The organism is Bacillus sp. UNC41MFS5 (genome assembly GCF_000686805.1).
The window spans coordinates 91,728-105,453 of record NZ_JMLP01000012.1; the positions used below are offsets into that span (position 1 = coordinate 91,728).

Consider the following 13,726-nt stretch of genomic DNA (forward strand, 5'->3'; position numbering starts at 1 on the left):
TTGTTACTCCATAGTAGAAATGCTATTCCAAATTTTTTGGACTACATTAATAAAAGATTGAATTGTTACTACCTTTTCTTTTTCCTTCAACGTAATGATAGAGGTATTTACTTTTACCTTGTTCTCAGTAACTAGGATCGGGACTAAATCACCATTGCTAATTTCTTTTTTTATGCAGGCACTGATTCCCAACCCTAACCCGATATTTTTTAATACGGCCTTTTTGATTCCATCTAAACTTCCAAATTCTATTACGTTTTTTGATAAGAGTTTCGATTGACTCAAATATTTACTCATCATCGTTTCATAATATTCGTCAGCTTGATATTTAATTAAAGGAAATTTCGTAAGTAATTGGTCTTCCGGGTACCTAGCATATAAATCTTTAGAAACCACTAGAACCATGTCGTTCTCTGCAATCACGATGTTTGTAATTCCATTTTTACTTAGCTCGCCCGAAATAATCCCTATATCGTATTTGTTTGATTCTATCCCTTTTATAATTTCATCCCTTTTACAGGAAATTAACTTAATCTGTACATGGGGATATAGCTTCAGGTACTCAGATATGACATAAGGAAAATAATTCGCACAATAGCTTTCACCAGCGGCAATCGTTACATTGCCATACGAATTTGAAAGTTCGGTGAATGATGATTCAATCTCCTCAACTATGGAAAAAAGCTGATCCGTATATGATTTAAGGATTTCACCTGCAGGCGTCAAAAAGGTTTTCTTTCCAACACGTATAAATAGCTCCTGTTTCAATTCTTGTTGGAGCGTCTGAATTTGTGCAGTTACAGCAGGTTGAGAGAAGTTTAACTGTTGGGCAGCCTTTGTAAAATTTAAGTACTCTGCTGCGAATTTGAAAGTTTTCAGATGTCTTAATTCCATTAAAGTCGCTCTCCAAACTATCAAATTTTTTGGACTGGTGCATATTAGTATAGTGCTGAATATCAATAAAATAATGTTATGGTTACCATAATGTCTTTGGATTTTACATTAAAATCCCCTTCATTGATATTTTGGGAATGTTATTACAATCTTGTACTGTTTGTATCACTTTTGTAGGTTTGTAATATTTAGCTAATAATAGAGTTACAACAAGACCAACGCCTCCAATATTATAAAACATAACGCGCCAGCCCCAAGTATCTGCTTTTAAACCAATAAAGTATAAAGTGAGCGCCGACCCTATTAACTGAGCAACAAATAAAATGGACTTCATTCTTACCTGAACTTCTCTTTTGAAAATTTCTGTAATAGCTACACAAAAAAAAAGGTGTTAAAATTGATAAATTTCAATTTTAACACCCTCCATTTGAATAGACTTTAATTAATAATTAATCATTAAATTCGATGACTGCTCTACCAACATTTACACAATTGCAGTCATGGAAAGAGTCAAATGCTAGATTAATATCTTCTAAGGCAATCCATTCCAACACGAGCTCATCCAGTTTGAATTTCCCATCTAAATACATTTGTGCGATGTTGCAGAAATTACGGAATGGCTTCACATTACCATAAAAGCTTCCTTTCAACACTGTGCCAACTCGATGGAATATTCAACGTTTTTCAGGATTTGTTTTACGTCACAAGCTATAATTTTAGAAGCACCTGCGATACGCGCTCCTTGAATCGCATTAACGCCCGCTCCGCCTCCGAAGATCGCGACGGTAGAGCCAGGTGTAACACCGGCCGCATTCACTGCTGCCCCAAAGCCTGTTGCCACGCCGCATCCGATCAAGGACGCTTGTGCCAAAGGCATTTCATCTGGCAGCTTGATACATGACATTTTTCGGAACAACTGCATACTCTTCAAAAGTGGATAATATTGAATTGTGATAGACTTTTTTTCCATTTTGACTCAATCTGGTAGTACCCTCTTACAGCGTTCCTTCAAACATTGGACCAAATGCAGATTCGCATAAGTGAACTCCCCCGGTCACGCAAAATTCACATGTTCCGCAATATGGAACCCAGCTTAAAGCTACTTTATCGCCTACTTTTACGTTGGTGACATTTGCTCCAACCGCTTCAACAATTCCCGCTCCCTCATGTCCAAGAATTGTTGGTGCGGGCGTAGTCGAATCATTTAAAGAGTTTAAATCACAGTGGCACACACCTGTTACTATAATTTTCACTAGAACTTCATTCTCTCTTGGTTCTCTAAGTTCTCCGTGTTGAATGGATAAAGGTTCGCCGATTTCAGGCATTTTTTGCAATGAGTTCATCTGGTTTAATTGATTTTCTAGCTTCCTTCTTTACTGACATTCTAAAGATTAACGTCATGAAGATAGCGAGGATAGCCGCGCTGGCACAGAAGATGAAGTATCCATTATATCCACCGTTAGGTCCGTATGTTTTAAACAATACAATATTGACGATAGGCATTAAAATATCAGGTGTATAGCCTATAAATGATACAACTCCAATCGCCAGACCGAGTATCTTTTCATCTACCTTACAATCTCCAAGTAACGACCAGTAAAGACCTCTAATGGTATAAATCATTAAACCTATCATGACGACTTGGATTTTAAAGTAAATTAGAGGCATCGTAATTGGTAAGATTGATATAGCAATTAAAAAAGTGGCAGCTAACCCTAAGGCGATCATGAGGATACTGCTTTTCCCAAATTTATCACCTAAAAATCCGCCTAACAACCCGCCAATCGGCCGCATCCAAAGCATTAATACAGTCACTTCACCTACAGTTGCGGCATCAATTTTGATGTTCGTTTGTAAAAATCCACCCTGATAATATACGGCCCAGGTCACAATATAAGACATAAATATGATGCCGCCTAGCAGCCATATGAACTTATTACTGAATAGTTGTTTGAAATCGTTCACATTAATTTTTTTACTGGTTTCTGCCGCTTTAGAAGAAGATTCTTTTTTAATAGAAGATTTGTCTTCTTTAACAAAAAATAAAATGAGTACTGATACCAAAATAAGCGCAGCAGAGTACATGTAAACCACAAATTGTAACGCTTCTTTCTTATGAACCAATGCTGTACTGTCTCCCAAAACGTTTGTAAAAATAAATAATGCTATACTTGCCAATATGGCCTCTACTAATCCACGGCCACCATCTAAAGCACCAAAAAATCTTCCTTCTTCTTCCTTTTTAGAAATTAACTTTACAAGTTTTAAATGAGCTGCCCAAAAGGTGAATACGGAAAAAAATCCCCAAATACCAAATATCACTAAAACCATTGAATAGCTCGGAACTTGAGCAAACCATAGTCCGGTAAGTCCACAAACCAAAAGTGAAATGAATAAAAGTTTTTTTGCGGAAAATCGATCAGCAAGCCAGCCACTTGGAGAGTATCCCACAAGATAAGCCACACCTAAAACGGAAAAAATGCCATTTAATTGTTTAAGAGTTATTCCGTATACTTCCAAAATCGTTTCTTGATAATTTGTTTTTAAATAGATAAGTGGAAATATCGATCCTGCTGCTAAAACAATGAGGAAAAATTGAAAATACCTTTTATAATTTTTCTCTGCCACAAAATCACTCTTTTCTTAACTAAAAATGGGATAAGATAGTTTTAAAATTTCATCGGTATGAACTCTCACCTTTTTAACGACAGTATCGTTAATGGTATTGTAGAGTACGTGATTTTTTTGGTTCGGTATAAACGTTTGTTGAGTTTTAACCATTTTACTTGCAGCCTCATAAAACTCTTTGTAAATCGATAGATGTTGGCAGACACATATAGCAGCTCCTAAACACGCACTACTGCTGCCTGCACGTCTGTGAACTGGCAATCCAAAAAGATCCGCAATAATTTGCATTATCACATCACTTTTGGAGCCCCCACCTATTACGACTAAATCATTTAACTGTACGTCTATTTCCTCTAACATATCATCAATATTGTTTTTAATATTAAAAGCAATCGCTTCCAAAATTGAACGGTAGATATGGTATTTTGTATGGCGCTGATCAAAACCAATCATGACACCTTTTCGATATGGTATAGATGGTGTCGATAACCAGTCTAAAATGGTAATCAGACCGTCACTGCCGACTGGAACATCTTGTGCTTTCATATTCAAGTATTCCTCTTCCAATACACCTAGTTTTCTTGCTTCTGTAACGAGTTCTTCACCAATCAGCTTTTTAAACCAACTCACGGTCCACATACCACGTCTTATTCCATTTGATTCATAAACATATTTAAATGGAATACATGCAAGCGTTGGAAAGAAATTAAGGGCATTTTCCTTAAATTCATTTCGTAACAGCATGGACGAAATGAATGTTCCAAGCGAGATCATGATGGTACCTTCGTCCTTAATTCCGGAACCCAGCGCCTCTACAGCTTTATCGTTAGCTGTCGCTACTACTGGTATATCATGATGGAAACCAAACTCCTCGACCAATTCTTGTCTCAGCATTCCCAGCTTTTCGCCTGGTTTTACAAGATCAAATACCATGTCTCTTTGCAATCCATTTGCCTCAAATACTTCCTCGTCTTTCGACCAATCCAACGTTTCGCGGTCCAATGGCCAGTGAACTTCATAATTGGAAGCAGTGTCTTTAAATTCCCCTGTCAACCGAAAGCCTAGATAACCAGAGGTAGTCGTCACATACTTTACTTGATCATCAGAATGCACATATGGTTTGTTAAGTCTGGAATCCATCCAGCTTATCACAGGATAAGCTAGATGGCCCTCTTCCTTTAATAAAACACGACAACATCTAATGGTACAAAGTCCAATTCCAGCAATGTCTTTAGGATTGCCAGTAAAATGGGCTAGACAATTTTTAATAGCTCCGTACACACTGTCCCATAAATCATCATCGGGATGGATGACAACCCCTGGCTCAGGTGATAGAGTTTCTTTTAATTGAAAAGATCCGAAAGCAACTTCATTACCTTCAACATCATAAATGGCTACTTTTGTACTTTGCGAGCCATTATCAATCCCCATTACATACCCGTTCATATAATCACCTTTTATTAACCTTTTATATATTTTATGCCCTCTTCTTGAGGGAAGATTGTACCAAAATTCATGATGCCATTAGGGTCAAAAGCTTCTTTTAATTTTTCTAACATATAGTAAGCAGATCCATGCTCTTCTTCTGTCCACTCGGTACGATATTTTCCAATACCATGGTGATGGCACATGGAACCGCCAAGTTTCAATGTTTCTTCAATAATAATGGAATGGATTGGATGATGATAAATTCTCATTTCATCCTCTGGTGCACAATTAATATTATAGTTATAAACAAAGTACATATTGGTTCCATTTAGGTAACTATGGGATGAGTGTCCACCAAGCATGGTTATATCTTCAATTCTGTCAAACTCTTCCATAACTCTTTTCATTACATTGTGATAAATCTTTGTAATGTTTTCCCAGTCAGCTGATACTTCCGTTGTAAAACCATCATGCTTATGATGATCAACCATTGTTTGGAATTCACGATCAATGTGTCCCTGCGTCCAATTCAAGTTATTAAACCAATTTTCGATTAATTGGTCTTCAACTTTTTCAACGATTCCATCTTGGAATTTAGCAACCGCTTCTTCAATTGCTTCATTCGTTGCCTTAACAATACCAGCTGGCCCTTCTGTCATAAAAATCAACACACATTTGTCTTTATAGAAATGAGAGAAATGTTGTCTTGCGTCTTCTTCAGAATAAACACGTGCCACAGATGGTCTAAAGCCGTTTGTAATCACTTCTCTTAAAACTTTAATACCCGTATCAACATCTTTTAATAAATAACCATGAAACACATTGTTTTTAGGATAGTATTTAAAAACTTTCACCGTAACTTCTGTGATATAACATAATGTTCCTTCATTGCCGATGACAATGTGTCGAATATCCGGTCCTCCAGCTCTTCTTGGAACATTTTTGATTCGAGAAATGTGACCGTTTGGAAATACACATTCTAATCCAACAACCATATCTTCAATCGCACCGTATAAAGTGGAGAATTGTCCAATACTTCTTGTTGCCAATAATCCACCAAATTGTGCAACTGGTTTAGACTGTGGAGAGTGACCAGTTGTGTAACCAATTTTACGCAGCTCATCTTCCAATGTTTGTAGTTTTACACCTGCTTGGACAGTTGCTTGCATGTTATATGTATCGATTTTAATGATATTATTCATTCTTGACCCATCGATAACCATAGCGATTTCTTTCCAGTTTTCCAGACCGCCTTCTGTAGCTGTTTTTCCACTACGAGGAATCACATTGATCTTGTGTTCATTACAGAACTGCAGAAGTGCCTGTACTTCTTCTGTAGAGTGTGGATATACTATCGCCATTGGCATTGGAACGTCAAGGACCTTTTTAGCTTTTGCATATTTTTGATATCGGTCAGAAGATGCATCATATAATGCTTCATGATCGGTAATTATTTGTTCGATTGAAATAATTACCTCTAATTCTTTTAACAATTGTTCTTTAATCTTCGTAGTTTCTTCTTTTAATAATTGTTCATTCGCCATCGCAGCATTTCTCCTTTTATCTATTTCTATATTTCGTTATCGTACTAAGTATCCGCCATCAACATTCACGAGAGTTCCATTTACATAATTGGAAGCGTTTGAAGCTAGATATACAACTGTACCCATTAAATCTGAGATATTTCCCCATCTATTGGCAGGAATATGATCTAAAATTCGTTGATTGGCTGCAGGATTCGCTCTAGTCTCTACAGTAACGGCAGTAGCAAAATAGCCAGGTGCAATACCGTTTACTTGAATATTGAATTGAGCTAATTCATCACAATATGCTTTTGTGAAGCCTGCTAAACCGTGTTTCGTTGCCGCATATGCAGGTGACCATTGGCCTCCAAGGTAGGAAAACAAAGAACAAGTATTAATGATTTTCCCGCTTTTTTGTGGAATCATATACTTCGCCACTTCATGAGATAATTCAAACGCTGCAGTTAAATTGATTGAGACCATTTTATCCCATTGAAGTCGAGTAAACTTCGTCACATCTGGTTCATTGATACAAATGCCTGCGTTGTTCATGAGGATATCTATTTTTCCAAATGTATTGATACATTCTTCTGCAATTTTTTTACAAGCACCCTCTTGAGTAACGTCTGCAATCATCAAATGGTACCGGACGCCTTCTGCTTCAATCATGTTTTTCGTTTCACCATTGTCATCAGCGATGCTGACTGCAAAAATGTCTGCCCCTGCTTTTGCCAGTGCTAAGGCAAAGCCTTGCCCCAATCCTGAATTTCCTCCAGTGATAATGGCTACTTTTCCTTTTAAGCTAAAAAAATTCATTGAGAAATCTTTTATATCGGTTTTATGAGCAGTCATGTTTAACCTTCCTCTTAAATGTTTTTTATTATTTACAACGTTAATTTACTATAAATACCTCCAAATGTAAACGGATTCTTAAGAAAATTTTCTATTTTTTTTTAAAAAAAATAATATTGTGGAAAATTTTCCACTATGGTATACTTTCATTAAGCACTAAAATGAGAAGAGAGGGAAAGATCATAAATATTAATTTAAATAAATTAAATGAGCTGGAGCTTTCGGTTCATAATAAACTTTCTGAAATTATTAAAGAAAAGGATCATATAAAAATATTAGAGGCCGCTGAGTATTGTAATGTGTCTTCTTCAAAAGTATCCAAACTTGTAAGAAAACTTGGGTTTGAAAGTTTTAAACAATATAAACAATTTTTTGGCGGTCAGCTAATCATTCAGGAAAGCAAAAAAACTTCAAGTGAGCTTGAACGATTAAAACACTTTATAGATAATTTTGACCCCACATTAGTGGATGAGTTTTTAACTCTTTATAAGAAGTACAACAGAATTGTGCTATTTGGATTGGGTCCATCCTTTATTTGTGTAGAATACTTTGCTTATAAGCTTGCTCTTGTTTCTGGAAAACATATTTTAGTGAGCCAGGGAGAAGATTATGCGAAGCATTTAGTGGATGAGGACACGCTTTTAATTGTTTTTTCCGTAACCGGCAAATTCGCCTCTTTTGAAAACCTTTTCAACGGAGCAAAGTCTAAAGGGGCTGAAATATTGTTGATTTTGGAGGAATATGACAATTCTCAAACTTTACAAGTAGATAATATATTTTACTTAGCCAAATCTGCTCAAAATGGAAAATTGTTACCTTATGAAAAAACTCGAACTGTATTCTTTATTTTTATAGAAGAAATTATTGCAAAATTAATGGCAGAACGAGACGCATTAAAAAAGGATGAATAAAAGAACAGACCGTCTGGCCATGAGACGGTCTGTTTTCTTATTTTATATAGTTAATATACTGTCAGACGTATCTGCTAGTTCCTTTTGTTCTTGTGATGAAAACTCAACCACTGTTCTGCCAACGTTGATGCAATTACAGTCCTGAAAGCTGTCGAATGCTTTTTAAATGTCATTTAGCTGGATATGATCAAGGACGAGTTCATCCAGCATAAATTTGCCATCAAGATAAAGCTGGGCAATGATAGGGAAGTCGCAATAAGGCATTGTATCTCCATAAAAGCTGCACCTTAGTATTTTACCGACGCGATGGAAGCCTCCTGCTGGCAAATTGAGTGCAATAGCTGGGTTGAAAACTCCCATTACCACAACGGTACCGCCATTTCTTGTTCCTTTCCAAGCACTTTCTGTCGCTCCTGTGTGGCCGGAGCAGTCGATAGCGAAATGAACACCGAATCCGCGCCTGTCAGCTTTTTTAAATCCTCTTCTGTACTTTGTTCTGCAACATTAACCGTATGTGTAGCCCCGAACTTTTTCGTGATTTCAAGGTTAGCCGGCTTCATATCACACGCAATAATTTTGGCAGCACCTGCAATACGAGCCCCTTGAATCACATTGACACCAACCCCGCCGATACCAAATACCGAAAAGGTAGAACCTGGTGTTACTTTTGCAGCGTTAACGGCATCACTGTAGCTTGGCTGCTAAGGTACGGAGACGACGTAATACCAGGTTCACACAAAAGTGATTGTATTGGGGAGAAACTGGCGAAAGCAGGCATAGGTGAGCCTCTTGATTTCCTGGCACGAACTCCCTAAACTCGCCTGCGGAGCAATGTGTTTGTCGCTAAGGGGAGAGCCAAGGATATAATGGCCTTACTTCCTCCTTTGGAAAGCAGCTCTTCGGAAGTGCTCAGGGAATTAACGGCATCGAAAGTTTTGATGGACATCACCTTGAAGGATGTATTACAAATGTTAAGCGGGGACGCCCATGCTGCGGCCGTTCCAATGGTCACTATCGATCCTGCCGCAAAAGGTTAGAACTGCTGCAGACGATTTCGTATATTATTCAGACCGCAATTTTTAAGAAGGATAAAATGATTGGCCAAAACAGTGATAAGCTGACAAGGGGTGTACTGTGGATTAGAACCCTTCGCCTATTTCCTACCCCGATGGAATTGCGTTCAATGCAACCTCAAAACATTGTTATCGGGTGGAAGTCACTGATGAAGAGACAACCTGGATTAAAAAATGCCCAGTTACTTATTCATTTAGCTAAACGTTCAATTGGCACTAAGCAAGCACTTGATGCTTATAAATTTCATCTACAACAATTACTAGAGGAATTTGACCTCGCAACAACACAACTCGAAAGAGTTGAAAAACAAGTCACAGAAGTACTTAAACAAATTCCTTATGCTAATCAATTGCTTTCCATTAAAGGAATTAGTGAGATTTCATTGGCTGGTATATTAGGGGTAGCAAGAGATTTAAGTGGCTTTGCCCACGGCAATTCTTTACTTCGTCATGCAGGATTGCACCTAGCTGAGGCAAGCTCAGGAAAGTGGAGAGGGCAAATCGTCATTTCTAAACGTGGAAGATCAAGGCTTCGGCAGCATTCCCTTCAGCTTCGTATCCTGCTCTTATATTACTGGCCGCCGCATTTCCTGATTCAATGAAATAATCCGCAAATTTCTTTTGCTTAATATTTAAGTCCCCCATTAGTAACACCATCCCCGTTGTCTTATTTAAATTAAAACAAGAATGTATGTTCCTGTTTTTATTATATCACAACAACAAAAATAAGCCTCCCTGAAAAATCAGAGAGACTTTTTTACACACGGCCACATTTATTTTTTGTCTTTCAATATTAGTAGTGAACAGCACTCCACATGTGCCGTATGCGGGAACATGTCCACTGGTTGTATATACTTTACTTCATATTTCGCGCTTAACGTTTGAATGTCCTTCGCCAATGTTGAAGGATTACATGAGATGTAAATGAGCTTTTTTGGTTCTGCCTGAAGGATGGTTTGGATTAATTGCCCCTCAAGACCTGTTCTAGGTGGATCAACGACAATGACATCGGGCTTCCAACCCTTTTTGACCCATTTAGGCAGGACTTCTTCTGCCTTTCCAGGTACATATTTTGTATTGGTCAATCCATGCCGCTTTGCGTTTTTCTTCGCATCCTCAATTGATTCTGGGATGACGTCCATTCCACGGACTTCACCTGCCTGGTCGGCGAGCCATAACCCGATGGTTCCCACTCCACAATAGGCATCTACTATTTTTTCTGTACCTGTCAAAGCCGCTGCTTTTTTAACTTCATTATAAAGCTTTACCGTCTGCACAGGATTTAACTGAAAGAAGGTCCTTGCAGAAAGCTCAAATTGAAGGTCTCCTAGTGTTTCTTGGATAAATTCTTCACCCGCTAACGGAAGAGTTTCCTCACCAAAAATAAGGGACGTCTTTTGCCCATTTATGTTCTGAACAATTGATTTCACATTCGGTAGGCGTTTTTGGATTTCTTGAATGATGATGTCTACTTTTGGTAATTCTTTTTGTGTTGTGATTAGGACTATTTGTAGTTCGCCTGTCTGAATGCCAACACGAGTAACAATGGTTCGAACAATACCTTTTCTAGATTTTTCATTATAGATAGGAATTTTTAATTCCTCTAAAATCCGTTTAACCACTGATGTCGCTTCATTTGTTTGTGAGTGCTGGACCGCACATTCGTCAATATTAATCAATTGATGGGAATTAAGGCCATAAAGCCCCGCAAGAACCTTACCATCCATTGCCTTTACTTGAAAACTGCTCTTGTTTCTATAACCCCACGGGTCTTCCATTCCAACGGTTTCTCTTATATCAAGTTTGCTCATGTCCACATTGGTATGGCGCTCCAATGATTGAATGACGATATCACGTTTTTCCTTCAACTGTTGGTCATATTGCAAGTGCTGCAATTGACATCCTCCACATTGATCGTAAACTGGACACAGTGGCAGAACACGATGCGGGGATTTAATACGAATTTTTTTGACTTTTGCTTCAGCAAATTTCGGGCTAATCTTCGTTGCCTCTACGACCACTTCTTCACCAGGAAGGGCACCTGGTACAAAGACAACCTGCTTTTTAAAATAACCTACTCCCTCACCATTAATCCCAAGTCGTTTGATGGTAAGCGGAAAGGTTTGCTTCAGTTCAATTTTGATATTTTGATCAGTTTTCATCAATTTCACTCCATAATATTCCATAAATTCATATAAATCGTTTCATTTTAATTTTCCCCGTATTATAGCATGATTCACACAGAAAAACCGAATTCCAAAAAGAAATTCGGTTTTCATGGGTGTTACTTATCAGCTGAATTTATTTTTTTCTTCGGGAATTTATCTAGGCTTTTAAACTTGTAGCCTTTTTTCTTTAAGTCCTGAATGACCTTTTCCAGAGCATCGGCATTGTCTTTTGAGACAGTGTGTAATAGTAAGATACAGCCCGGATGGACCTGTCTCATGATATTGTCGTAGGAATATTGCCAGCCTCTTTGCGAATTCACATGCCAATCGACGAAAGCGAGTGACCAGAATACATGTGTAAAGCCCTCTTCATTAGCAATCTGCATCGTTCTTTCACTAAATACCCCCCGGGGCGGACGAAGGTATTTCATTTCTTTTTGACCAGTTAATTCTTTCGTTTTGACGCGGACCTTTTCGAGCTCTTCACGAATCCTTTGATCACTTACGGTTGTCAGATCTGGATGATGCCACGAATGGTTCCCGACAATATGCCCTTCTTTTACCATCCTTTTTACGATATCCTCTGCCGAAAGCAAGTAATGTCCAGTGACAAAAAAGGTAGCAGGTACCTTTTCCTTTTTTAAGATATCAAGAATTTGCGGGGTATAACCTTGTTCATATCCGTTGTCGAAGGTAAGGTAAAGTATCTTTTTATTAGAGTCACTTTTATAAAAAGCACCATATTTCTCAATCAGCTGATCAAGTTCGGGACCAGCTTCTGCTGGCTGCTCATTTACCCCTTTTTTAAAGCCCCAATGGATCGGCTGATTGGACACAGCCGCATATGTACTCTGCGGTATGAATAAAAGCAGCATACTGAGGATGCATAATAATCGTTTCATCCATGTTCCCCCTATTTTGTTTTTTTTAGTGTTTGTTTAAATGGGAAAATGATTATTAGTATTTATAGGAAATTTTGAGGCTGATGGTAGACGCGGCCTTTCGTGGTTCCTGTAAAAGGGAAGCATAATGAAGATAAAAAGTACGTGGTTATTCTTGTAGATGGAAGGTGAAGGAATGTACGTATCTCCATATTTGTAAATGAGGAATGATTTAGTAAGAAATAATCTTTAATTGCAACTAAATGTGCATCGAGGGATATAAAATAGCAATGTGGACATACCCAAATTTTCCTATTATAGCTCATTGGAAACTGAAAGCAATTGGGGCATTGGACACCTGTAATTATTTCTAACATTTGCATGCCAAATTTCTGCATTATGTCTGTAATTAATGGGGTGTGGCTTTTTAAAAGAAGTCTTTTAATTTTCTCAATGGTTTTAGGATCAAGGAGAGTCTTATTATGTTGATTGTAAAATACATCTATTTTTCCAAGTAATTCACTCACTCGGCAAATCTTTTTTTCCGCAATTGCGTATCCAGGACTAATGCATAATTCAGTTGAGGATTTACAAATAGCTACTAGCGAGTCAATTGGCATTGGAGGGATTTTGTGTTTTTCAAGAAAGTACGTCAATAATAAGTTATGGCGGTGGGCCTGTGCGATTGGATTATCATAGACTATTCTTTTGTCCATATAATCTTGAATCATTTGATTTTTTTCGATAGTTAATTTTCCGGAGTGATTTTTGCCATCAATCATAAGAATTCCTCTTGGGGAAAGCAGCAATGCATCGATTTGAAAGTACCCGTCACCATACGGGAGGCGCAAGTCGTGGAATATGTAGAACCTTTTAGAGGGAATTTGTCCTAAATAATAGCGTATTTTCCTTTCACCATTATATCCAGATCGTAAATTTTTAATGAAAGTCCTTAATTCTAATAGTACGGGATGATTTTGTGGCGTCCTTTTTTCCAATGCCTCGGCTTTCTTTAAATTAAGGGGAACTGATAGGTCTTTAACAAACAAATTAATACCTCCTTGGTTACGGTTTCGCTTATTTATAGCATGTATTAATGAAAAATTGTATGAATTTTTTATGAATTATAATTTTTCCAGCTGCCTATGCCGGGGAATTTTTCAAAATAGGAGATAATTATACAATTTGAAAGGTTTATTTTACAATTTTTCAATTTATTTTACATAAATAGGAGTTAATTCAACAATAATTGGAAATTAACTTCCAAGCCCTAGAAAACAAGTTAGTTATTTTACAAAATTGAGGGGTATTTTTTCAAAATAGCGTAGTAATTATACAAAAGGTGGAACTAAATTCCTTTTCAATAAA

16 protein-coding genes and 1 pseudogene are annotated in these 13,726 nt (G+C 37.5%); 2 read left to right on the forward strand and 15 right to left on the reverse strand.

Annotated features, from left to right (window positions below):
* Positions 1-3: 3 nt before the first annotated feature.
* From BR30_RS0107155 to BR30_RS0107195, 9 genes are all read right to left on the reverse strand, one after another.
* The gene (locus tag BR30_RS0107155; protein ID WP_026564417.1) at positions 4-894 is read right to left on the reverse strand and encodes a LysR family transcriptional regulator; all 891 of its coding nucleotides are present in this window, start codon (positions 892-894) and stop codon (positions 4-6) included.
* Positions 895-997: 103 nt separating this feature from the next.
* The gene (locus BR30_RS0107160) at positions 998-1,264 is read right to left on the reverse strand and encodes a hypothetical protein (protein ID WP_331280772.1); all 267 of its coding nucleotides are present in this window, start codon (positions 1,262-1,264) and stop codon (positions 998-1,000) included.
* A 79-nt stretch (positions 1,265-1,343) separates the two neighbouring features.
* Complete coding sequence (locus BR30_RS37685; RefSeq protein ID WP_026564419.1) at positions 1,344-1,544, reverse strand: hypothetical protein; 201 nt, start codon at positions 1,542-1,544, stop codon at positions 1,344-1,346.
* The gene (locus BR30_RS37690; protein ID WP_026564420.1) at positions 1,541-1,864 is read right to left on the reverse strand and encodes a hypothetical protein; all 324 of its coding nucleotides are present in this window, start codon (positions 1,862-1,864) and stop codon (positions 1,541-1,543) included. The genes BR30_RS37685 and BR30_RS37690 overlap by 4 nt, the downstream gene beginning before the upstream one ends.
* Before the next feature lie 25 nt (positions 1,865-1,889).
* Positions 1,890-2,237 (reverse strand): alcohol dehydrogenase catalytic domain-containing protein, encoded by a 348-nt coding sequence (locus BR30_RS37695; protein ID WP_026564421.1) that lies wholly within the window; start codon positions 2,235-2,237, stop codon positions 1,890-1,892.
* On the reverse strand, positions 2,212-3,522 hold the full coding sequence (locus tag BR30_RS0107180) for an MFS transporter (protein ID WP_026564422.1): 1,311 nt from the start codon (positions 3,520-3,522) through the stop codon (positions 2,212-2,214). Before BR30_RS0107180 ends, BR30_RS37695 begins: the two co-directional genes overlap by 26 nt.
* Before the next feature lie 15 nt (positions 3,523-3,537).
* Positions 3,538-4,968 carry an FGGY-family carbohydrate kinase gene (locus BR30_RS0107185; RefSeq protein ID WP_026564423.1) on the reverse strand — a complete coding sequence of 477 codons (1,431 nt, stop codon included), beginning with the start codon at positions 4,966-4,968 and terminating at the stop codon, positions 3,538-3,540.
* Between the two features lie 14 nt (positions 4,969-4,982).
* A complete protein-coding gene (locus tag BR30_RS0107190) occupies positions 4,983-6,494 on the reverse strand; it encodes an FAD-binding oxidoreductase (RefSeq protein ID WP_035445192.1) in 1,512 nt (503 codons plus the stop codon).
* A 36-nt stretch (positions 6,495-6,530) separates the two neighbouring features.
* Positions 6,531-7,325: an SDR family oxidoreductase gene (locus BR30_RS0107195; RefSeq protein ID WP_197032301.1), complete on the reverse strand. Its 795-nt coding sequence runs from the start codon at positions 7,323-7,325 to the stop codon at positions 6,531-6,533.
* A gap of 116 nt (positions 7,326-7,441) precedes the next feature.
* Here BR30_RS0107195 and BR30_RS0107200 point away from each other — a divergent pair, with 116 nt between their 5' ends.
* Positions 7,442-8,236: a MurR/RpiR family transcriptional regulator gene (locus BR30_RS0107200; RefSeq protein WP_231507643.1), complete on the forward strand. Its 795-nt coding sequence runs from the start codon at positions 7,442-7,444 to the stop codon at positions 8,234-8,236.
* Positions 8,237-8,398: 162 nt separating this feature from the next.
* On the opposite strand, the gene BR30_RS37700 is transcribed toward BR30_RS0107200, so the two are convergent.
* Together BR30_RS37700 and BR30_RS37705 are read right to left on the reverse strand one after the other, a co-directional pair.
* Complete coding sequence (locus tag BR30_RS37700) at positions 8,399-8,596, reverse strand: hypothetical protein (protein ID WP_155928466.1); 198 nt, start codon at positions 8,594-8,596, stop codon at positions 8,399-8,401.
* The gene (locus BR30_RS37705; RefSeq protein WP_026564428.1) at positions 8,596-8,847 is read right to left on the reverse strand and encodes a zinc-binding dehydrogenase; all 252 of its coding nucleotides are present in this window, start codon (positions 8,845-8,847) and stop codon (positions 8,596-8,598) included. The genes BR30_RS37700 and BR30_RS37705 overlap by 1 nt, the downstream gene beginning before the upstream one ends.
* A gap of 264 nt (positions 8,848-9,111) precedes the next feature.
* Between BR30_RS37705 and BR30_RS38800 the strand changes: the two are divergent.
* Positions 9,112-9,878: pseudogene (locus BR30_RS38800) on the forward strand (transposase); the annotation flags it as partial.
* Here BR30_RS38800 and BR30_RS38805 read toward each other — a convergent pair.
* The 4 genes from BR30_RS38805 to BR30_RS0107235 all read right to left on the reverse strand — a co-directional run bounded on the left by BR30_RS38805 (position 9,820) and on the right by BR30_RS0107235 (position 13,407).
* Entirely contained in the window at positions 9,820-9,966 is a 147-nt protein-coding gene (locus tag BR30_RS38805; protein ID WP_081825376.1) for a terminase small subunit, read from the reverse strand. The pseudogene BR30_RS38800 and the gene BR30_RS38805 sit on opposite strands and share 59 nt — an antisense overlap.
* Positions 9,967-10,082: 116 nt before the next feature.
* Complete coding sequence (gene rlmD, locus BR30_RS0107225; RefSeq protein ID WP_026564429.1) at positions 10,083-11,471, reverse strand: 23S rRNA (uracil(1939)-C(5))-methyltransferase RlmD; 1,389 nt, start codon at positions 11,469-11,471, stop codon at positions 10,083-10,085.
* Between the two features lie 122 nt (positions 11,472-11,593).
* Positions 11,594-12,379: a delta-lactam-biosynthetic de-N-acetylase gene (gene pdaA / locus BR30_RS0107230; protein ID WP_026564430.1), complete on the reverse strand. Its 786-nt coding sequence runs from the start codon at positions 12,377-12,379 to the stop codon at positions 11,594-11,596.
* Positions 12,380-12,441: 62 nt separating this feature from the next.
* Positions 12,442-13,407 carry a nuclease-related domain-containing protein gene (locus BR30_RS0107235; protein WP_026564431.1) on the reverse strand — a complete coding sequence of 322 codons (966 nt, stop codon included), beginning with the start codon at positions 13,405-13,407 and terminating at the stop codon, positions 12,442-12,444.
* Between the last annotated feature and the right edge of the window lie 319 nt (positions 13,408-13,726).